Source organism: Allorhizocola rhizosphaerae (assembly GCF_003426775.1).
In the GTDB taxonomy this organism is placed as follows: Bacteria; Actinomycetota; Actinomycetes; order Mycobacteriales; family Micromonosporaceae; genus Allorhizocola; species Allorhizocola rhizosphaerae.
Window position 1 is genome coordinate 1 of sequence record NZ_QJUG01000054.1, and the last position, 19,962, is coordinate 19,962.

Below are 19,962 nucleotides of genomic sequence, written 5' to 3' on the forward strand. Positions count from 1 at the left end.
CGGCCGGTATCGCGGCGGCGGCCGAGGCGAGAGGGCGGCGGCCCGGCAAAGCCGTATGGCGTAGGTGGGTAGAGGAACTACCATGGACGCACCACAGTTGTGCCGAGTGAGAGAGCGGGTGGCGGGAGGCCAAGCGGCCGAGTTATGAGCGTTGCTTCCACACAAACCAAAATCACCGTTGCCGACCCGCGAGTCATGGTCCAGCTGCTTGGTGCCGGGGACAAGACACTCCGGCTCATCGAGAAGGCGCTGGCCAGCGACATCATGGTGCGGGGCAACGAGATCACCATCAGTGGACCCGCGGCCGACAATGCGCTCGCTGAGCGCGTCTTTGGTGAGCTGCTGGAATTGATTTCCAAGGGGGAGACTCTGACCGAGGACGCGGTGCGCCGCACTGTCGACATGCTCAACCAAGGGACGGCCGAGCGCCCGGCCGAGGTGCTCACGCTCAACATCCTGTCCCGGCGGGGCCGCACCATTCGGCCCAAGACGCTCGGGCAGAAGCGCTACGTCGACGCCATCGACCAGCACACCATCGTGTTCGGCATCGGGCCGGCCGGCACCGGCAAGACCTACCTGGCCATGGCCAAGGCCGTGCAGGCGTTGCAGGCCAAGCAGATGAACCGGATCATCCTGACCCGGCCCGCGGTGGAGGCGGGTGAGCGGCTGGGCTTCCTGCCCGGTACTCTCAATGAAAAGATAGATCCTTATCTTCGGCCGTTGTATGACGCTCTGCATGACATGATCGACCCGGATTCGATTCCGCGGCTGATGACGCAGGGGACCATCGAGGTCGCGCCGCTGGCGTACATGCGGGGGAGGACGTTGAACGACGCGTTCATCATTCTCGACGAGGCGCAGAACACGACGCCCGAGCAGATGAAGATGTTTCTGACGCGGCTCGGGTTCGGGTCGAAGATCGTGGTCACCGGTGATATCACGCAGGTCGATCTGCCCGGCGGGACGAAGAGCGGCCTGCGGGTGGTGCAGGACATCCTCGACGGCGTCGAGGACGTGCACTTCGCGCGGCTGAGCAGCGCCGACGTGGTGCGCCACCGGCTGGTGAGCGAGATCGTTGACGCGTATGAGAAGTGGGACGCCGCGCAGGAACCGCCGGCCACCGCCAATGTTCACGCCGTTCCGGGGCGCCGTGGCGGCAGACGAAGGTAGATAGATGTCGATTGAGATCGCCAACGAGTCCGGGGTGGACGTGGATGCCGACGCGATCGTCGCGGTCGCCCGGCACACCCTGGCACAGATGGGCGTCAACCCGTTAGCCGAGCTGTCGGTGCTGCTCGTCGACGCGGACTACATGGCGGTGCTCAATCACCAGTGGATGGGCAAGGACGGCCCGACCGACGTGCTCGCCTTCCCCATGGACGAAAACACCTCGATCGACCATGGGCCGGCCGAAAACACGGGCGCGCCAACGCTTTTGGGTGACATCGTGCTTTGCCCGGAGGTTGCGCAGGCGCAGGCGGCGAAATATGGCAGTCCCGACCCGCGCATGCGTGCCGATTCGGCTGAGATAGTCAAACCCGTGGATGGAAACTACGGCATGGCCGACGAGCTGACCATGCTGACCATCCATGGGGTGCTGCACCTGCTCGGCTACGACCACGCCGAGCCGGAGGAGGAGCGGGAGATGTTCGCCCTGCAGGGCAAGCTGCTCGACGCCTGGCAGGCCCGGCGGTGACCGGTCACCATAGCCGCGGACACAGGTGGGACGGCAATGTCAGGTGATTTAGGCGGCCTGCCCGACGCCACCCTGTTGGGCACGGCCGCCGGTTTGGTGGTGCTGGCGGGCCTGTTCGCGATGAGCGAGGCCGCGCTGGGCGCGGTGTCGCCCGCGCGCGCCGCGGAGCTGGCCCGCGAGGGGTGGCGGGGCGCGATGGCCCTGCACACCGTGGCCAAGGACGCGGTGCGGCACATCAACCTGCTGCTGTTGCTGCGCCTAATGTGCGAGCTGACGGCCACCACGCTGGTCACGCTGGTGGCGGTCGAGACGTTTCGCGGGGTGGCGTGGATCGCGGCGGTGGTGACGGCCGGCGCGATGACCGTGCTGAGCTTCATCGTGGTCGGTGTGGCGCCGCGGACGATCGGGCGGCAGCATGCGTACGCGGTGGGCCGATACAGCGCGCCGATCGTGCGCTGGCTCGGGCGCGCGCTGAACCCGTTGGCCCGCTTGCTGATCGTCATCGGTAACGCGATGACGCCGGGGCGCGGTTTCCGGGAGGGGCCGTTCGCCACCCAGGTCGAGCTGCGGGAGCTGGTGGACCTGGCCGAGCAGCGCGGCGTGGTGGAGCACGGCGAGCGGGAGATGATCCACTCGGTGTTCACGCTCGGTGACACGATCGCCCGTGAGGTGATGGTGCCGCGCACGGAGATGGTCTGGATCGAGGCGTCGAAGACCGTCGAGCAGGCGATCACCCTGGCGCTGCGGTCGGGCTTCTCGCGCATCCCGGTGATCGGGGAGTCGGTCGACGACGTGCTGGGGGTCGTCTATCTGAAGGATCTGGCCCGGCGCATGCAGCAGGGCAACGCCAAATCCACGGCCGTCTCCGTGCTGATGCGCGAGGCGGTGTTCGTACCAGAATCAAAGCCTGTCGATGATTTGCTGTCGGAGATGCAGGCGGCGCGGACGCATATCGCGATTGTCATTGATGAGTACGGTGGGACCGCGGGGTTGGTGACGATCGAGGACATCCTGGAGGAGATCGTCGGCGAGATCACCGATGAGTACGACGTCGAGCGGCCGCCGGTCGAGCGCCTGTCCGAGGAGGAGTTCCGGGTCACCGCGCGGCTGCCCATTGAAGACCTCGGTGAGCTGTTCGACGTGGAGCTTCCGGCCGACGAGGTCGAGACCGTGGGCGGGCTGCTCGCGCAGGCGCTGGGGCGGGTGCCGATCCCCGGCTCGGCTGCCACGATCGGCGGGCTGTCGCTCGTGGCGGAGGGCACCACCGGGCGGCGCAACCACATAGACACGGTGCTGGTCAAGCGCACCGTTGCCGACAACGAGAGGGATCTGGCCGATGTCTGACCTGTCTGCGGAAGACGCCAAGTTGGTGACGCTGGCGAAGTCGGCGCGGGCGCGGGTGGGCGCGGCCGAGGGCGCGGCTGTGCGCGACGGCGACGGGCGCAGCTACACGGGCGTCACCGTGGCCCGGCCGACGTTCGTGATCACGGCGCTGCAGCTCGCGGTGGCCAACGCCATCGCGGCCGGGGCAACGATGCTGGAAGCGGCGGTGGTCGTGACGGAGGAGTCCAAAGTGGACGAGACGCCGGTTTCTGACCTCACGCCGGACGCGCCCGTTCTGGTCGTCGTGCCCTAGCGCCGGCACGGGTGTTACCGTCGCCCGGTGATTCACGACGGCGCGGGCGTTGCCGCGAGCCGGCGGTCTTGGGCCGGGCGGCTCGCGGATCTGTACTGGGCGTGGGTGTTCCTGGTGACCCTGGCCGTGGTCTCGTTCCGGATCGGCGAGCCCGATCTGTGGCGGGATGAGCTGGCGTCGTGGAGCGCGGCGGGCCGGTCGTTGCCCGAACTGCTGGCGCTGGCGCAAAATATCGACGCGACGTCGATCGTGTACTACCTCGTGCTGCATGCCTGGATGGCCGTCTTCGGCGACTCGGCGGTCGCGATGCGTGCGCCGTCGGCCCTGGCCATCGCGGCCGCGGCGGCGGTCATGGCCTGCTTGGTCCGGGTGTGGTATGGGCGGCTGCAGGCGGTACTGGCCGGATTGTTATTCGCCCTGCTGCCGGTGATGAGCTACTTTGCGCAGCAGGCGCGGTCATATGCGTTCGCCACGCTCGGAACCGCTGTGGCCACATGGCTTCTGGTGCGCGCGTTGCAGCGGCCGCAGTGGCGGCGATGGGTGCCGTATGGGGTCGCGGTGGGCGCGACGGCGATGTTCCATCTCGTCGCGGCGATGGTCGTGGCGGGCCACGCGGTCGCCGTGGGTGCTTGGTTTCTGTTGCAGCGTGACAGGCGAATGCTTCGATGGCTAGTCGCGGCGCCGGCCGGGCTGATGCTCGCGCTGCCGGTGGGCGTCATGGCCATGCGGCAGCATGGTGACCAGCTTTACTGGCTCACCGTCAAACCGGGACTGCGTGACCTGATCCAAGCGCCTCAATCGATCGTCATGTCCGGGTTGGTGGCCGCGGCGGCCGTGACGCTCGCGGCGATCGGCCTGTTCGACAATGCCAAAACGACGGCTTTGGGCCTCGGCCTGACAGCGGCGCCAATCTTGCTGATATGGCTCATCTCCCAGTACTCGTCCTATTGGTTTGGGAGGTACCTGGCGTTCAGCCTGGTGGGTCTGGTCGTCCTCGCGGCGACGGCCCTGGCGCGAGCGCGGCCGTGGGCAGCCGTGGCTGTGCTGGGGTTGGTAGCCGTGCTGGGCATCGATGACCAGCGAGCGATCAGAGGCCCCGTGTCGGTGGGGCAGGGGAACGTGCGCTACAGCGAAGCCATCGGCTGGCTTGGCGGGCAGGTGCGGCCGGGCGACGCGCGGTTGTACCTGCAGGACGACAGCTGGATGGCGATCGATGCCGCGCTGGACTACCACGGTCTGGGCGAAGAACGGCTCAGGACGGTGTGCCGCGACAAGACCGGCCCGCAACGCGACCACCTGTGGGGATCGCCCGCCACGGATATGCCCGCGTGCCTTGGCGACACCGCGCGCCTGTGGGTGGTCCGCCCGTTCGACCAGCGCGAGCATCCGCTGGCTCCGGCGCCCGCGCCGTTGGCCGGTGAGCTTCAGTCACGTTACGAGCGCATCACCGTGACCGTGATCGGGAACCTGACCCTCGTGCTCTATGAGCGGCGCGGCTAGCGACGGCAACGTATCAGTCGATGAGGCGGTGGCGCTCCACCATTGTGGCGACGGTCTCGGCGGGCGGGGTGTCCCAAATGGACTGGTTGAAGATTTCGACCTCGACGTAGCCGTCGTAGTCCGCGTCGAGCACGGCCCTGGTGATGGGCGGGAAGTCGATGTGGCCGTCGCCGACGTGGCCTCGGCCCAGCAGCATGTCGGCCGGGAGCGGTACGACCCAGTCGCACACCTGATAGGACGAGATGCGACCGCGCGCCCTCTTGAGTTGGGCGAACAGGTCGGGATCCCACCAGACGTGGTATGTGTCGACGACCACGCCCACCTCGTGCGGCGCGAACGGCTCGGCCAGGTCGAGCGCCTGGCCGAGGGTCGAGACGACCGCGCGGTCGGCGCAGAACATGGGGTGCAGCGGCTCGATGGCCAGCCGCACGCCCGTTGCGTTGGCTTGTGGGACAAGCTGTTCCAGTGCGTCGGCGACCGTTTGGCGCGCTGCGGGCAGGTCTTTGGAACCCGCGTGCAGGCCGCCGACCACGAGCACGAGCTCGCGCGTGCCCAGTGTGGCGGCCTCGTCGAGGGCGCGCCGGGTGTCGTCGACCCCGTCGGGCGTGGTGAAAAACCCGCCCCGGCACAGGGTCGTGACGGTCAGGCCGTGGTCGTCGAGCACGGTGCGGGCGGCGGCCGCGCCGCCCGCACCTTCAATAACGTCGCGCCACGGGCCGATGCCCGTGATGCCGTGCTCCACGCACAGGCGGGCGGCCTCGGCGAGGGTGGCCCGCTTGATCGTGGCGGTGTTAAGCGAGAGAAGCATGTCTGGCCGCCGCGAGGTCGAGATCGGTGATGACGCCTGCTTCGAGCGCGAGGCGGTAGAGCTTGTCGAGGTGCTCCTTGGAGCGCGCGGTCTGCAGGCCGCCGACCATGTGGAAGTGCTCCTGGTGGCCGTTGAGCCAGGCAAGGTAGACGATGCCGGTCTTGTAGTTGTAGGTCGGCGCCTCGAAGATGTGGCGGGCCAACGGCACCGTCGGGTCGAGGATGGCCCGGAAGCCCGCGGTGTCGCCGGCGTCCAGCGCTTCGCGTGCCCGCGCTGCGGGCACGGCGATGGCGTCGAAGATGCCGAGCAGGGCGTGCGATCCGGACTCGATGAGCGACGGATAGTTGAAGTCGTCGCCCGTGTAGAGCTTCACGCCATCGGGAAGCTTGCTGCGCAACGCTATCTCGCGGTCCGCGTCCAAAACGGACACCTTGACGCCGTCTACTTTGGACGCGTAATTGTGGATGAGCTCCAGGACCGACTCATCGGGGTTGGGGCCCCAGTAGCCTTCCAGCTGCGGGTCGAACATCTCGCCGAGCCAGTGCAGGATCACCGGAGCGTCCACTTGCGACAGCAGGTTGCCGTAGACGGTGTGGTAGTCCTTTTCGGACTTGGCGGAGGCGGCCAGCGCGCGGGAGGCCATGAGGATGGCGCCGGCTCCGGCGGACTGCACCACCTCCAGCTGGGCGCGATATGCCGCCTCGATTTTCGCGAGTGGATGGGAACCGGCGGGCAGTTGGTCGGTACCCACTCCGCAAGCGAGAAGGCCCCCAACGGACCCGGCCTCCGCGGCACTCAGCTTGATCAGCTGCTGCGTCGCGTCCCAGGGAAGGCCCATGCCGCGCTGCGCGGTGTCCATGGCGTCGGCCACGCCGAGCCCGAGCGACCACAGGTGACGGCGGAACGCGAGCGTCGCGTCCCAGTCGATGTCGGTGTCGCTCGTCGCCACGACGTGTGCGGCGGCATAGAAGGTCCGTTTCATGGGGCGGGGACCTCCGGGTTTTTCATAAGGCGACGACCTGCGGGCTTTTTCATAAAGCGAGGACCTCCAGGCGGCGGCCCTCCCGGGCCGAGCGCAGGCCGAGCTCGGCGAGCTGGACGCCCTTGGCACCGCTGCGCAGGTCGTGTGCGTAGGGGGTGCCGGTAACGACGGCCGCGAGGAACTCCTCCCACTGCGCCTTGAAACCGTTGTCGTAGGAGTCGTTGTCGGGCACGTCTGTCCACTGTGCACGGAAGTCGTGGGTGACCGGAAGGTCGGGGTTCCAGACCGGCTTGGGGGTGGTGTTGCGGTGCTGGATGCGGCAGTCGCGCAGCCCGGCGACCGCGCTGCCGAGGGTGCCGTCGACGTGGAAGGACACGAGCTCGGTGCGGTCCACGCGGGTCGCCCAGGAGCTGTTGACCTGTGCGACGATCCCGCCCTCGAGCTCGAGCACCGCGTAGGCGGCGTCGTCGGCCGTTGCGGCGTAGGCGTTTCCGGCCTCGTCCCAGCGCTGCGGGATGTGCGTGCTGGCATGCGCATAGACGGACTTGACGGGAGCGATGATGTGGTCGAGCACGTAACGCCAGTGCGGGAACATGTCCAGGATGATGCCGCCGCCGTCCTCGGCGCGGTAGTTCCAGCTGGGGCGCTGGGCGGGCTGCCAGTCGCCCTCGAACACCCAGTACCCGAAGTCGACCCGCACCGCCAGGATGCGCCCGAAGAAGCCGGAATCGACCAGGCGCTTGAGCTTGCGCAGCCCGGGAAGGTACAGCTTGTCGGCGACCACGCCGTGGATGATGCCCTTCTCGTCGGCGCGGCGGGCCAGGTCGAGCGCGTCTTCGAGGGATTCGGCGACCGGCTTTTCGGTGTAGATGTGCTTGCCCTTGTCGATCGCCTTGCGCAGCGCCTTGGTCCGGGCGGTGGTCACCTGCGAGTCGAAGTAGATCTCGTTGGCCTCGTCGTCGAGCGCCGCTTCGAGATCGGTGGTGTAGCGGGTCAGGCCGTGCTGCTCGGCGAGCTGGGAGAGCTTCGCCGCGCTGCGGCCGACGAGGATCGGCTCCGGCCAGACCCGGGTGCCGTCGGGCAGCGCCAGCCCGCCCTGCTCCCGGATGGCCAGGATGGAGCGCACGAGGTGCTGACGGTAGCCCATCCGCCCGGTCACGCCGTTCATGATGATGCCGATTGATTTGCGGTCCATAACGTCCCTACTTCCGCTGTCCGCGCCTTGGCCCGGAGTCTGGAAAGCGCTTTCCGGGCCATGCGGTACCCTACGCACATGGCTCGCCTGACGTCAACCGGTCCGACGCTGCAGCAGGTCGCCACGCTGGCCGGGGTCTCCCTCGCGACCGCGTCGCGCGTCCTGCACGGCAGCGGCGGGCGGCGCGTGGACCCGTCACTCACCTCCCGCGTCGTCGATGCCGCGGCACAGCTACGTTATGTCGCCCACGCGCCGGCCCAGTCGCTGGCGCGCTCGCGCAGCACGATGGTCGGGCTGCTGGTGCACGACATCGCCGATCCATATTTCGCGGCGATCGCGGCCGGGGCGATGCGGGTCGCGCGTGAGCACGACCTGATGGTGCTCGTAGCGAACACCTTTCGGGACCCCTCGCTGGAGCGCGATTATGTGGCCAGGTTGCGGGCACAGCGGGCGCGGGCGGTGCTGCTCGCCGGATCGGCGTTCAACGATTTCTCGATGGCGGCGGAGCTGACGGCGTTCGCGGAGTCCGGTGGGCGGGTCGCGGCGATCGGCGGGCACGGCACGGGGTTCGACACCGTGGCGCTGGACAACTTCGGCGGCGCGCAACAGGTGGCTCAGCACCTGGTTTCGCTGGGGCACAAGCGGATCGGGGTCATCTGCGGACCGTCCACATTGGCCACGTCGCAGTCGCGGCTCGACGGGTTCGCGTCGGTCGTCAAGCCGGTGGCGGTGGCCGAGTCCGACTTCACCCGGGAGGGCGGGCACTCGGCGGCGGTCACGTTGCTGCGCAAGCACCGGCCCACCGCGATATTCGCGCACAACGATCTGATGGCGGTGGGGGCGCTGGCCGCGCTGCGTGAGCTCGGGCGGACGGGTGTGTCGGTGGTGGGCTTCGACGACCTGCCGGTGGCCGTGGACGTCACACCCGCGCTGACGACCGTCCGGCTGGACCTTGACGCCATCGGCGCGAGCGCGATGGAGCTCGTGCTGTCCGACCACCCGCCGGGCCGCAGCATCTCGGCCGAGGCCGTGTTGGTGGTCCGGGAGAGCACCTCGCCTGTCGGCTAGCCGAGCTGTCTCTCTGTCCAAACGCGACGCCGGAGGCCGTGTGGGTGGTCCGGGAGAGCGCGGCGCCTGTCCAGCCGATCGGCCAGCGCCTGCGCGACCGTGGACTTGCCGGCCGCCTGGATGCCGGTGACGAGGATGACGGTCATTGCCGCGTCTGCATGCCCTGCTGCGGTTGGGGGCCTTGCTGCGGTTGGGGGCCTTGCTGCGTTTGCGCGCCCTGCTGCGTTTGCGCGCCCTTGGAGGCGCGTAGCACGCGCAACACGAACGACGGTTTGAACAGCGCGCTGGGCGGGATGAGCAGGTGTTGTATGGCCGTGAAGACCTTGCGCACCTCCGGGTCGGCGCGGGCGGCCAGCTGCACCCGCTTGGAGTATCCGTTGAGCAGTGAGATGCCGCGCGGCCGCGGCCCCGTGGTCTCGGGGAAGACGAAGTCGCCGCCGACCGCGAACCGCCACGGCGTGGTGAGAATGGTGCCGACCTCACGGTAGTAGGCGCGGGTCAGGTCGGGCGACGCGCCGCCGTATCGGTCGAGCAGCCGGCCGAGCGCGAGCGCCTCCAGCGTCGCGCACGTCATGCCCTGCCCGTAAATCGGGTTGAAGCTGCACACCGCGTCGCCCGCGGCCACGTAGCCCGCCGGCACGGCGGTCAGCTTCTCGAAGTATCGCCGCTTGCTCGACGGGAACGTCATGCTCATCACCTCGGTCAGCGGCTCGGCCTCGCGCAGCGCGGTGTGGATCTGAGGCAGCGGGAGCTCGGCCGCGAACGCGAGCATCTGCGCCTCGTCGCGCGGGAAGTCGCCGTGCCAGCCGCCCATCGACACCAGCCAGCGATCGCCCTCCACCGGCAGGAGGATTCCGGTCCGCTTGGCGGGCGCGGTCGGGAGTGTGAAATAGCCGAGTGCCTCGCCCTCGCCGCCGGGCTCGCGCTTGAGGAACCGGCTCGCGTAGCCGACCCCGATGTTCACCTCCACAGTGGACGGTACGGCGCAGCCGAGATCGGCCAGCCACCGCCCGGACCGGCCGCCGCGCCCGGAGGCGTCGACCACGAGGCCCGCATCGACGGTGGTGCCGTCGCCGAGCACGACACCGGTGATCCGGTTGGCGTCGCCGGCCAGGCCGCTGACCGCCGTGCCGGGCCGGACGACCACATTGGACAGCTGGCTGATGCGCTTGTACAGCAACGCGTCCAGCAGTGGGCGGCTGAACGAGATGAGCTCCATGCCGATGCGCGCCCGGGGCCACGCACCGCCGAAACGGTGGAAGATCAGATCCAGGCCCGGGTCGAACGGGACGGCGCCCTCGGCGATCATCTCGTCGCAGATGCCCGGAAAGAGTTCCTCCAGCGCGCGCTGGCCGGCGGCGAGCAGCACGTGCGGATGGTGCCCCTGCGGGACTCCCCGGCGCGGCAGGGCCGAGCCGTCCAGCGAATCCCGCTCGATGACGGTGACGTGTGCGAATCGTTGGGCCAGAACGGTTGCGGCGGTCAGACCCGCCACGCTCGCGCCGATGACGACGGCGCCGCCTTCACTCCCCATGACACCGAAGCCTAGCCGCTCGTCACCCCCCCCGCGTTGATCACGACCTCACGTCCATGTTCGACGGTGTGTCGCGGCATCAACTCCATGGTCGATTCGCCAGGGTTGATCATGAAGTTGGCGTGACGACACGCCGCTGGGCATGGATTTAAGTTCATGATCAACCGGAAAAGGGGGTTGACGGGTGGGGGTTGTGGGGGCAGACTCGCCGGAAACGTTTACAACTAGCTACCGGGAGCAGCGCATCGTGGATCGTAAACGTTTACGACCTGGCGAAAGGCCGACCGTGCACACGGTCGCCGCGCTGGCGGGCGTGTCCATCGCGTCGGCGTCGCGTGTGCTCAATGGGCACGGCGGGAGTCCCGAGACGGTGGCGAAGGTGCGCGAGGCGGCCGAGACCGTGGGCTACGTGCCCAACGCGATCGCGCGTTCGCTGCAATCCCAGCGGACCGACCTCATCGCGTTCGCCGTCGAGGACATCGGCAACCCGGTTTACGTCGAGATGATGCGCGCCATCGAGTCGGTGGTCGCCGAATCGGGGCGCCAGCTGGTGGTGCACGCCACGGGCGGGCAGGTGGGGCAGGAGACCGCCCTGCTCAAACGGCTCGCTCACCGCTATGTGGACGGCATGATCATTTCGCCGATCCGGCTGACGGATGCTCATGTTGCGGCGATGGTGGCGTCACCCGCCCCGGTGGTCGTGATTGGACAGTTGCCGGATGAGGTGCAGGTCGACAATGTGCGCACCGATTCGCGGACGGGCATTGCGCTTGCGGTTGATCATCTTGTATCGGGTGGGCGCAAGCGGATCGCGTTTATCAACGGGCCGCTGGACACCGTGCCGGGGGCGGCGCGTGATAGCGGTTACCGGGAGGCCATGCGGCGGCATGGGTTGGAGCATCGGATCGAGGTCGGCGAGTTTCAGTATGAGGCGGGGCGGGTCGCGGCCGAGCGGCTGCTCGGTTCGGGACAACCAGACGCGATCATCTGCGCCAACGACCTGATCGCGGTGGGCGCGCTGCACGCGCTGCTGGTGGCCGGGGTGCGGGTCCCGCAAGACGTCGCGCTGGTGGGCATGGACGACACCGAGCTGGCGCGCATGTCGTACCCGCAGATTTCAAGCGTGTCACTGGGCTCGGCGGCCCGCGGGCGGCTCGCGGCACAACTCCTGCTCGAACGGATCAAGGATCCGGCGCTCAAGGCGCGGCGCGAACTCGTGCCGCCGCAGCTCGTCGTGCGGGAGAGCTCATGAGGCGCTCCGACCGCACGGGGGTCTATCTCCTGCTCCTGCCGAGTCTCATACCGATCCTCGCGCTGTCGGTGTTTCCGTTGCTGCGCGGGATGTACTTGGGCTTCACCGACGCGCGCGCCGGGCGCAACGTTGAGGTCAACTTCACGGGCTTCGCCAACTATCAGGAGTTGCTGAAGGACGAGCTCTTCTGGGGCTCATTCCGGATTGGACTGCTGTGGGCGTTCGGCGTGACCGTGCTGCAGTTCCTGCTCGCGCTCGGGCTGGCACTGCTGCTGAACCAGCCGCTGCGATTCCGTGGACTGGCAAGGGTTCTGGCGCTCGTGCCGTGGGCCATGCCGCCGGTCGTCGTTGGCATCCTGTGGCGGCTGGTCTATCACCCGGACGCCGGGCTGCTCAACGAGGCGCTGCACCGCGTGGGCGCGGAAGGCTTGCGCAGCAACTGGTTGGGCGACTTCGCCACCGCGCTGCCCGCGGTCATCATCGTCGGTGTGTGGGCGGGCATGCCTCAGACGACGGTCGTGCTGCTGGCCGGGTTGCAAGGCGTGCCAAAGGAACTGCACGAGGCGGCGGCGACCGATGGGGCCTCGGCGTGGCAGCGTTTCAGAAACGTGACGCTGCCCGGGATTGCCCCGGTCATCGTGGCCATCACGTCGCTGGACTTCATCTGGAACTTCAATTCCTTCGGGCTGGTGTATGTGCTCACGCAGGGCGGGCCGGGCGGTAAGACCATGCTGCCCATGCTGTTCGCCTACGAGGAGGCGTTCCGGTATGGCAATTACGGCTACGCGGCCGCGCTCGGCAACGTGATGGTCCTGATCATCGTGGCGCTGCTCGCGATCTACCTGCGGCGCCGGCTGAGGGAGGCGAAATGATGAAGCGTTTCCTTCAATACGTGGCTTTGATGGGGTACCTCATCTTCCTCGGCTTTCCCTTGGTGTGGATGCTTTCGACCTCATTGAAGCCGCCACCGGAGCTGGTGAAGCTGCACCCGACTCTCGTGCCGGACGCGCCGACGCTGATGAACTATGTGCAGGCGTTCAGCGAGCAGCAGTTGGACCGGGCCGCGTTCAACAGTCTGAAGGTCGCGCTCGGGTCGGCTGTGTTGACCGTGATTGTCGCGCTGCCCGCGTCCTATGCGTTGGCGCGCTTCAAGACTCGGGTCGGCACGGCCGCGCTGGGCTGGGTGCTGCTGTCGCAGCTGTTCCCGTTCGTGCTCCTGATCATCCCGATTTTCCTGGTGCTGCGGGAGGTCGGGCTCGCCAACACGCACGCCGGGCTGGTGTTGATCTACGTGGTGTGGGCGCTGCCGTTCGCGCTGTGGATGCTGCAGGGGTTCGTGCGCAACATCCCGCGGGAGCTGGAGGAGGCGGCCGCTGTCGACGGTGCGACGCGCTTGCAAGTGCTGTGGCGCGTGGTGTTTCCGTTGCTCGCGCCGGGTGTTGTCGCGACCGCTCTGTTCGCCTTCATCTCGGCGTGGAACGAGTTTTTCTTCGCGCTGGTGCTCATCAAGAACCCCGACCTGGCGACTCTGCCGGTGACCCTGGCGCGGTTCGTCGGAATCGAAGGAACGGCCCGGCTCGGGCCGCTGGCCGCGGGATCGCTGCTGGCCACCATCCCGAGCCTGCTCTTTTTCGCCTTCATGCAACGCCGTCTGTCCTCCGGATCCCTAGCCGGAGCGGTGAAAGGCTGAACTGGCATACAAACACAGGAGGTTGGAATTCATGTTACGTCGACTCGCGGTGGCGGCAGCGCTGCTGTTAGGACTGGCCGCGTGCAGTGGTGGCAATGCGCCGCAGGAGGAGACCAGCGGGCCGGTGAAACTGCGCTTCCTGTCGCTCGCGTGGCAGAAAGAGTCGTTGGCGGCCAACAAGGAAATCGTCACGAAGTGGAACGCGGAACACCCGGACATTCAGATCGAATATGTGCAGGGCGACTGGAATTCGGTGCACGACCAGCTGCTCACGTCGTTTGAGGGCGGCGACGCACCGGACATCTTCCACTACGAGGCGGCGGCGCTCGGCGAGTTCAGCAAGCAGGGATACCTCGCCGACCTTTCGTCACTTGTCTCAAGCGAGCTGAAGGGGCAGATCGCCCCGGGAGTGTGGGACACCACGACGTTCGACGGGAAGGTGACCGGAGTCCCGTTCCTGCTGGAGTCGCAGGTGGTGATCGCCAACAAGAAGCTGCTCGACGCGGCCGGGATCGCGGTGCCGCCGGCGACGGGCGGGTGGACCTGGGACGAGTTCCAGGCCAACGCGCAGAAGCTGACGGCCGGCGAGACGTTTGGCGTGGCGTGGGCGCTGAAGTCACCGACCAACCGGGTGATGAACCTGTCGCTGAACTTCGGTGGCAAGTTCTTCTACGAGGAGGGCGGTAAGACCGTCGTCAAGGTGACGGACGCCGAAAAGGCGGTGCCGCAACGGATACACGACATGCTTTATGTTTCGAAGACGGCGTCCCCGGCGGCGCTGGGGATGAGCGGGGCGGACAGTCTGCCCGGATTCTTCGGTGGCAAATACGCGATGCTGCCCGGATCGGTGTCGCTGCGGCAGCAGATGGTCGAGCAGGCGCCGGCGGGGTTTGAGTGGGTGACGATTCCGCCGCTGAAGGGTGCCTCTTCGCAGCAGGCGGCGAATCCGCAGACACTGTCCATTTCGGAGGACAGCAAGGCCAAGAAGCAGGCCATGCAATTCATCGAGTATTTCTTGAACCCCGCGAATATGGCGACTCTGGCCAAGGGCGACTGGCTCGTGCCGACGGGGAAGAAGGCCAATGACGAGCTCGTGAAGCTGACGGGCGGCAAGCAGGGCTGGGACGTGGCTGCCGACAGTGCGGCGGATCTGACCATCTCGGCATTCCAGAAGGTCAATGGGTATCCGGAGTGGAAGAGCAAGCACGCGACGCCCGCGCTGCAACAGTACTTCGCCGACAAAATCACGTTGGAGCAGCTGGCGAAGCAGCTAGAGGACGGTTTCAGGGGATGACGCAACTGCTCGACCGGTCGGTGGGGTGCCTGGTCGGCGCGGCCGTGGGCGATGCGCTGGGCGGTGCGACCGAAACCGCGCTGCCCGAGGAGATTCGCGCGCGGTACGGCGGTTGGGTCACGGGCATCGTGCCGCCGTTCCACGAGAACTGGGCGGCGCGGCCGCTGGCCCCGTATCACAAGGGCGACGGGCACATCACCGATGACACGCTGCTCACGCATGCGCTGGTGCGGGTGTATGCGCGCAAGCGCGACCACCTGGACGCGTTTGACGTGGCGGAGCTGCTGGTGCCCGACCTGATCGAGCAGGTGGTGCACATCCCGGACATGGGGCGCGAGGCGGTGGCCTTCCATCGCCTCGCGGCCGCGGAGCGGTGGTTGGTGACACGGTTGTGGCATGCGCACGCCGACCCGAGGGAGGCGGGGGTCGGGAACATCTGCAATTGCGGAGCGGCGATGTACATGGCTCCGGTTGGGGTCGTGAACGCGGGGGATCCGGTGGGCGCTTATGACGAGGCGGCTTCTATCGCCGGAGCGCATCAGCACTCGTACGGGCGGGAGGCCGCGGCCGTTTTCGCGGCGGGGGTTGCGGCCGCGATGACGCCGGGTGCCGCGGCGTCGGATGTGGTGGATGCGTGCCTTGCGTTGGCCAAGGACGGGACGCGTGCGGCGATTGCCGCCGTCGTGTCTGCCGCCCGGTCCTATGAGGACTGGCGGGAGGCGATCGGGCCGTTGCGGGCGGCGATTGCGCCGTTTGACACGGTCGGTGAGGCGTATCGCAGTCCCGGGCTCGGTGCGCGGCGGCCAAGCCGGCTGCACTCGATTGAGGAACTGCCCATCGCGTTGGGGATGCTGTTGGTGGCGCGGGGCTCCTTCGAGGGCGCGGTTTTGGGCGCGGTCAATTACGGGCGGGACGCGGACTCGACGGCGACCATGGCCGGTGCGTTGGCGGGAGCGCTTGGTGTCAGTCCAATCCCTGAGGATTGGGCGGCAACGGTTTCGGCCGCCTCTAAACTGGACCTCGCGGCGCCGGGTCGCGTGCTGGCGGAGGTCGCGACCGAAGTCCTTGCGCGCGACGAACTCCGGTTCGCCAAGCGGGCCGCGGCAATGGGCTCGCTAACGGGGTCGCGCATGGTGACCGAAGCGCAGGGGGTGCCGACGTGAGGCTCACGTGGGTGCAGCCGGAGGATCTGCTGCCGCACGAGTTCGGCACGTCTCGCGATGAGGGGCGCGACGTGTCGGAGCTGGAGCGCCGATGGGTGGCTGCGGGCGGCTCGCTCAAGCCCCCGGTCAGCGGGGCCTCGCCCGTGCCTGCCTCGCCAGGACTCCGTGCGCTTGCTCTCGAACTGCTCGACGCGTGCGATGCGCTGCGAGCAGCCGAAAGCGGCGGTGCGACGGGTGTGGCCGGTTCATCGAGCGGTGCGGTGGCAATGGGTGGTGTGCCAGGCGATGAGCTGCGCAGGCTACACGGCGCGTGGGTTGGGCGCGCCGTGGGGTGTTTGTTGGGCAAGCCGGTGGAGAAGATCCCGCGGCTGGGGATCCGGCAGATCTTGCAGGTGACCGGGCGGTGGCCACTGGACGGCTACTTTACCGCGGTCGGCCTGCCGGACGAGGTGGCCGAGCGCTGGCCGTGGAACCGGCGCAGCGCGCCGAACTCGCTGGCCGAGAACATCGACGGGATGCCGGAAGACGACGACCTGAATTTTGCCGTGCTCGCGCTGAAAATCCTTTCCACGTATGGTCCGGACTTCACTAGTAGTGACGTGGCGCAGGCGTGGTTGGATTGGCTGCCGGCGGGTCGCGTGTTCACCGCGGAGCGTGTCGCCTATCGGAATATGCTGCTGGGATTGACCCCGCCGGAGACCGCGAACCGCCACAATCCGTTCCGGGAGTGGATCGGGGCGCAGATTCGGGCCGATGCGTATGGGTGGGTGAATCCGGGCCGGCCGGGCGACGCGGCGGAGATGGCGGCGCGTGACGCGGCCGTGAGCCATGTGGGGGACGGGATTCTTGGCGCCCGCTGGGTCGCGGCCATGACCGCCGCAGCGCTGACAGCGTCCACCGTGGACGATGTTTTGGACGCCGGAGACAGTGTGCTCCCGGCGGGACGGTTCCGGGAGGTGATTCGGCGCGCCCGAGGGCTGACGGGCGACTGGGAGAGCATTGTGGACGAGCTCTATCGGGAGCACGGGCAACTTCATTGGGTGCACGTGAGAAATAACGCCGCCCTGGTGGCCGCGGCGTTGGCCCATGGCAAGGGGGACTTCAGCACATCGATTTGCGCGGTGGTCAGCGGCGGCTGGGACACCGACTCCAACGGGGCGACCGTCGGCTCGGTGACGGGTGCACTCGCCGGGACGCTTCCGAAAGTGTGGACCGATCCGTTGCGCGACACGTTGCACACGAGCATAGCGGGCCTGGATGGAGTGACGTTCAGCGAGCTCGCGGCCTGGACGAGGAGGCTTGCGACGTGAGTGAGGGCTTGCCCGAGCGAACCAAAGGATATGTGCAGCGGAGGGACGCCATTGTGGTGAGGGTTTGCCCGAGCGAATCGGTAGGCATGCGCCGCGGAGCGAAGCGGAGGGACGCCGTTGAGTAGGGTTGTGGTTGTCGGTAGTGCCAACATGGATTTGGTGGTGACGGCGGAGGCGTTGCCGGCTCCGGGGGAGACGGTGCTGGGCGACAGTTTCGCGACGATTCCGGGTGGGAAGGGCGCGAATCAGGCGGTCGCGGCGGCCAAGGCCGGTGGGCGGTGCGCGTTTGTGGGCGCGGTCGGGCAGGACGTGTTTGGGAAGGCGTTGCGCGACCACCTGATCGATGCCGGGGTCGATGTGGCTCGGCTGAGGACTGTGCCCGGCCCGTCAGGTGTGGCGCTGATCGCGGTCGACGCCAACGCGGAGAACTTGATTGTGGTCGCGCCCGGCGCCAATGCCACGCTCACCCGCCTGGACGTGCAGGATCGCATGGTCATCGAGGCTGCGGATGTGCTGCTGTGCCAGCTGGAGATTCCACTCCCGACGGTCGCACAGGCCGCCACCGCGGCCCGTTCGGCGGGCACGATCGTGATGCTCAACGCCGCACCGGCCCGGCCGCTGCCGCCCGAATTGCTTGCCGCGGTCGACGTGCTCATCGTGAATGAGCATGAGGCGGCGTCGATGCCCGGCATCCTGGAGACGGTGCCGCACGTGGTCATGACGTTGGGTGCGCGCGGTGCCGCCTATTACTCCCGCACGGGCGCGGGCATCACCGTGCCCGCGCCTCGCGTGCCGGCCGTGGACACGACGGGTGCCGGTGACGCGTTCGCGGGAGCGCTCGCCGTCGCCTGGGCGGAGGGCCGGAAGATCGTGCAAGCGCTGCATCGGGCGTGTGCCGCCGGTGCGCTGTCCACGATGAAGCGAGGGGCGTCACCGCCCACCCGCGAGGAGATCGAGGCGGCGATCCGATGAATCCCTATGTGCCACGGCCGATCGACCTGCCGACGCCGTTGCCGCTCGTGCCGGGCGCCGATCTGTCCGCATTGGACGAGGCGAAAGTCTTTGCTGCACCCGACAATCCCGCTGACTGGCCTCTGTGGAGGGACCAGCTGGCGCGTTGGCGGGCCGAGGCACGCGACCGGATCGCCTACGACGGATCGCACTACGACTCCATCCCGTTGGACTGCTTCACCATCTGCTTGGCGTGGCTGTGGGACGAGACACTCTACGACCACCGGCGCAAAGTGTTCACTGTGGACAGCTTCCTGGACGCGGCCGACCGTGACTTCGGTGGGTTCGACGGCGTTGTGCTCTGGCACGCGTACCCGGTGATAGGAATCGACAGCCGGAATCAATTCGATTTCTATCATGAGGTACCAGATCTGCCCGCAGTGGTGGAGGCCTTCCAGCGCAGGGGTGTTCGGGTCTTTGTGGACTACAACCCGTGGGACACCCTGCCCGGCGGGCCGCACGCCGAAGAGCTCGCCAAGCTGGTCGAACAGCTCGGTGTGGACGGCGTCTTCCTCGACACGCTCAAGGAGAGCGATCTGCGGGGTGCACTTCCGGAGCGGGTCGTGCTGGAGGGCGAATCGCGCGTTCCGCTGGCCCGCGTCGGGGACCATGCGATGTCGTGGGCACAGTGGTTTGCCGACTCGGCGGTGCCGGGTGTGTTGCGCGCCAAGTGGTTCGAGCGGCGGCACATGATGCACCACACGCGCCGCTGGCACCGCGACCATCTTGAGGAGTTGCACTCGGCGTGGCTCAACGGGTGCGGCATGCTCGTGTGGGAGAGCGTTTTCGGGGTGTGGGTGGGCTGGAACGAGCGCGACCGGTCGGTGCTGCGGGCGATGCGCCGCGTGCAGAAGGCCTATCCGGAGTGGCTGCGATCGGAATCGTGGACGCCGTTATCCGGTACCGGAGAAAAGGTCTTCTCTTCTCGATGGGTCCACAATGGCCTTCCGCTTTGGACTGTCGTGAATCGACATTCCGATGTGTATGACGGGCCTTGGCTGATCACCGAGGACGTGCCCGGACGGCACTGGGTCGATCCGGCCGCCGGGATCGCGCTGACTGTGACCGCGTTGGGCGGTGGCTTCGTGGAGATCGGTGGCCGGATTCCGGCGGGGGGCGTGGCCGCCGTGTTTCCAGCGCTGGAGCCGATTTCTCCGGAACGGATCGAGCTTGGTGATCCAGCATTTCCGGCGCGCATGGCGGTGCGAAGGCCGACGCCCGTCGTGCGTAGGTCTGAAGTGCCGCAAGGGATGGTAGCCGTTGAGGGTGGAAGATTCGAACTGACGGTGGAGTACAGGCAGCGCGAAACCGGGCTGTATGGCGAGACTCCGTATGTCGACGAGTGGAAGCCGTTGCCACCGAGGCTGCACAACCGGGCGACGATGCGGCGCACGGTCGAGATTGGACGGTTTGCCATCGGTGTGCGCGAAGTGACGAACGCGCAGTATCGCGAGTTTGATCCCGGCCACCTTGGTGAGGATGATGCGCCCGCAACGGGTGTCGACCTGGAGGATGCGCGTGCCTACGCGCGCTGGGCCGGGATGCGGCTGCCGACGGAGGATGAGTGGCAGATCGCGTTCGGGGCGGGTCTGGTCAGCCGAGCCAAACCTCACGTGTGGAACCTCACCGAGAGCGAACACTCCGATGGGCGCACCCGGTTCTGTATTGTCAAGGGCGGCAGCGAATTTCGGGCCAGTGGGTCGGAGTGGTACTTCGACGGGGGCCCGCAAGCGCCTTGTGTGTCCGCAAAGTTACTCCTACTCGGAGCGGGCCTGACCCGCTCGCCCTCCATCGGTTTCCGCTGTGCAATAGATCTGGAGTGA

Annotated in this window: 18 protein-coding genes; 14 read left to right on the forward strand and 4 right to left on the reverse strand. The window is 67.7% G+C overall.

The window, feature by feature from the left end:
• The first annotated feature begins 144 nt into the window (after positions 1-144).
• The 5 genes from DM816_RS13910 to DM816_RS13930 are packed head-to-tail and all read left to right on the forward strand — an operon-like array spanning position 145 to position 4,832.
• The gene (locus DM816_RS13910) at positions 145-1,170 is read left to right on the forward strand and encodes a PhoH family protein (RefSeq protein WP_117210646.1); all 1,026 of its coding nucleotides are present in this window, start codon (positions 145-147) and stop codon (positions 1,168-1,170) included.
• A 4-nt stretch (positions 1,171-1,174) separates the two neighbouring features.
• Positions 1,175-1,696 (forward strand): rRNA maturation RNase YbeY, encoded by a 522-nt coding sequence (gene ybeY / locus DM816_RS13915; protein ID WP_117210647.1) that lies wholly within the window; start codon positions 1,175-1,177, stop codon positions 1,694-1,696.
• Between the two features lie 36 nt (positions 1,697-1,732).
• On the forward strand, positions 1,733-3,040 hold the full coding sequence (locus DM816_RS13920) for a hemolysin family protein (RefSeq protein WP_117210648.1): 1,308 nt from the start codon (positions 1,733-1,735) through the stop codon (positions 3,038-3,040).
• Positions 3,033-3,332, forward strand: a complete 300-nt coding sequence (locus DM816_RS13925; RefSeq protein WP_117210649.1) for a cytidine deaminase — start codon at positions 3,033-3,035, stop codon at positions 3,330-3,332. The genes DM816_RS13920 and DM816_RS13925 overlap by 8 nt, the downstream gene beginning before the upstream one ends.
• Before the next feature lie 27 nt (positions 3,333-3,359).
• Complete coding sequence (locus DM816_RS13930; RefSeq protein ID WP_117210650.1) at positions 3,360-4,832, forward strand: glycosyltransferase family 39 protein; 1,473 nt, start codon at positions 3,360-3,362, stop codon at positions 4,830-4,832.
• A gap of 13 nt (positions 4,833-4,845) precedes the next feature.
• Here DM816_RS13930 and DM816_RS13935 read toward each other — a convergent pair whose 3' ends face one another.
• The 3 genes from DM816_RS13935 to DM816_RS13945 are packed head-to-tail and all read right to left on the reverse strand — an operon-like array spanning position 4,846 to position 7,817.
• The gene (locus DM816_RS13935) at positions 4,846-5,640 is read right to left on the reverse strand and encodes a sugar phosphate isomerase/epimerase family protein (protein WP_117210651.1); all 795 of its coding nucleotides are present in this window, start codon (positions 5,638-5,640) and stop codon (positions 4,846-4,848) included.
• On the reverse strand, positions 5,624-6,622 hold the full coding sequence (locus DM816_RS13940) for a dihydrodipicolinate synthase family protein (RefSeq protein ID WP_117210652.1): 999 nt from the start codon (positions 6,620-6,622) through the stop codon (positions 5,624-5,626). Before DM816_RS13940 ends, DM816_RS13935 begins: the two co-directional genes overlap by 17 nt.
• 49 nt (positions 6,623-6,671) lie before the next feature.
• A complete protein-coding gene (locus DM816_RS13945; protein ID WP_117210653.1) occupies positions 6,672-7,817 on the reverse strand; it encodes a Gfo/Idh/MocA family protein in 1,146 nt (381 codons plus the stop codon).
• A 78-nt stretch (positions 7,818-7,895) separates the two neighbouring features.
• Between DM816_RS13945 and DM816_RS13950 the strand changes: the two genes are divergently transcribed.
• The gene (locus tag DM816_RS13950) at positions 7,896-8,885 is read left to right on the forward strand and encodes a LacI family DNA-binding transcriptional regulator (RefSeq protein WP_162907453.1); all 990 of its coding nucleotides are present in this window, start codon (positions 7,896-7,898) and stop codon (positions 8,883-8,885) included.
• 142 nt (positions 8,886-9,027) lie between these two features.
• Here DM816_RS13950 and DM816_RS13960 read toward each other — a convergent pair whose 3' ends face one another.
• Positions 9,028-10,419 (reverse strand): FAD-dependent oxidoreductase, encoded by a 1,392-nt coding sequence (locus tag DM816_RS13960; protein WP_117210655.1) that lies wholly within the window; start codon positions 10,417-10,419, stop codon positions 9,028-9,030.
• Between the two features lie 247 nt (positions 10,420-10,666).
• Here DM816_RS13960 and DM816_RS13965 point away from each other — a divergent pair, with 247 nt between their 5' ends.
• From DM816_RS13965 to DM816_RS14000, 8 genes are all read left to right on the forward strand, one after another.
• Entirely contained in the window at positions 10,667-11,671 is a 1,005-nt protein-coding gene (locus DM816_RS13965) for a LacI family DNA-binding transcriptional regulator (protein ID WP_246001935.1), read from the forward strand.
• Entirely contained in the window at positions 11,668-12,543 is an 876-nt protein-coding gene (locus DM816_RS13970) for a carbohydrate ABC transporter permease (RefSeq protein WP_117210657.1), read from the forward strand. Before DM816_RS13965 ends, DM816_RS13970 begins: the two co-directional genes overlap by 4 nt.
• Positions 12,540-13,361 (forward strand): carbohydrate ABC transporter permease, encoded by an 822-nt coding sequence (locus tag DM816_RS13975; RefSeq protein ID WP_246001936.1) that lies wholly within the window; start codon positions 12,540-12,542, stop codon positions 13,359-13,361. Before DM816_RS13970 ends, DM816_RS13975 begins: the two co-directional genes overlap by 4 nt.
• 31 nt (positions 13,362-13,392) lie before the next feature.
• The gene (locus tag DM816_RS13980; protein ID WP_117210683.1) at positions 13,393-14,655 is read left to right on the forward strand and encodes an ABC transporter substrate-binding protein; all 1,263 of its coding nucleotides are present in this window, start codon (positions 13,393-13,395) and stop codon (positions 14,653-14,655) included.
• Positions 14,652-15,818, forward strand: a complete 1,167-nt coding sequence (locus DM816_RS13985) for an ADP-ribosylglycohydrolase family protein (RefSeq protein ID WP_117210659.1) — start codon at positions 14,652-14,654, stop codon at positions 15,816-15,818. Before DM816_RS13980 ends, DM816_RS13985 begins: the two co-directional genes overlap by 4 nt.
• The gene (locus DM816_RS13990; protein WP_117210660.1) at positions 15,815-17,128 is read left to right on the forward strand and encodes an ADP-ribosylglycohydrolase family protein; all 1,314 of its coding nucleotides are present in this window, start codon (positions 15,815-15,817) and stop codon (positions 17,126-17,128) included. The genes DM816_RS13985 and DM816_RS13990 overlap by 4 nt, the downstream gene beginning before the upstream one ends.
• A 117-nt stretch (positions 17,129-17,245) precedes the next feature.
• Entirely contained in the window at positions 17,246-18,100 is an 855-nt protein-coding gene (locus DM816_RS13995) for a ribokinase (RefSeq protein WP_281274323.1), read from the forward strand.
• Positions 18,097-19,962: a formylglycine-generating enzyme family protein gene (locus DM816_RS14000; RefSeq protein ID WP_117210662.1), complete on the forward strand. Its 1,866-nt coding sequence runs from the start codon at positions 18,097-18,099 to the stop codon at positions 19,960-19,962. The genes DM816_RS13995 and DM816_RS14000 overlap by 4 nt, the downstream gene beginning before the upstream one ends.

What these genes read in the sequence shown, in the direction of transcription:
- DM816_RS13935 (WP_117210651.1), bottom strand. Translation starts at nt 5,640, where the DNA reads ATGCTTCTCTCGCTTAACACCGCCACGATCAAGCGGGCCACCCTCGCC.
- DM816_RS13980 (WP_117210683.1), top strand. Translation starts at nt 13,393, where the DNA reads ATGTTACGTCGACTCGCGGTGGCGGCAGCGCTGCTGTTAGGACTGGCC.
- DM816_RS13975 (WP_246001936.1), top strand. Translation starts at nt 12,540, where the DNA reads ATGATGAAGCGTTTCCTTCAATACGTGGCTTTGATGGGGTACCTCATC.
- DM816_RS13910 (WP_117210646.1), top strand. Translation starts at nt 145, where the DNA reads ATGAGCGTTGCTTCCACACAAACCAAAATCACCGTTGCCGACCCGCGA.
- DM816_RS13945 (WP_117210653.1), bottom strand. Translation starts at nt 7,817, where the DNA reads ATGGACCGCAAATCAATCGGCATCATCATGAACGGCGTGACCGGGCGG.
- DM816_RS13940 (WP_117210652.1), bottom strand. Translation starts at nt 6,622, where the DNA reads ATGAAACGGACCTTCTATGCCGCCGCACACGTCGTGGCGACGAGCGAC.
- DM816_RS13985 (WP_117210659.1), top strand. Translation starts at nt 14,652, where the DNA reads ATGACGCAACTGCTCGACCGGTCGGTGGGGTGCCTGGTCGGCGCGGCC.
- DM816_RS13960 (WP_117210655.1), bottom strand. Translation starts at nt 10,419, where the DNA reads ATGGGGAGTGAAGGCGGCGCCGTCGTCATCGGCGCGAGCGTGGCGGGT.
- DM816_RS13970 (WP_117210657.1), top strand. Translation starts at nt 11,668, where the DNA reads ATGAGGCGCTCCGACCGCACGGGGGTCTATCTCCTGCTCCTGCCGAGT.
- ybeY (WP_117210647.1), top strand. Translation starts at nt 1,175, where the DNA reads ATGTCGATTGAGATCGCCAACGAGTCCGGGGTGGACGTGGATGCCGAC.
- DM816_RS13925 (WP_117210649.1), top strand. Translation starts at nt 3,033, where the DNA reads ATGTCTGACCTGTCTGCGGAAGACGCCAAGTTGGTGACGCTGGCGAAG.
- DM816_RS14000 (WP_117210662.1), top strand. Translation starts at nt 18,097, where the DNA reads ATGAATCCCTATGTGCCACGGCCGATCGACCTGCCGACGCCGTTGCCG.
- DM816_RS13920 (WP_117210648.1), top strand. Translation starts at nt 1,733, where the DNA reads ATGTCAGGTGATTTAGGCGGCCTGCCCGACGCCACCCTGTTGGGCACG.
- DM816_RS13950 (WP_162907453.1), top strand. Translation starts at nt 7,896, where the DNA reads ATGGCTCGCCTGACGTCAACCGGTCCGACGCTGCAGCAGGTCGCCACG.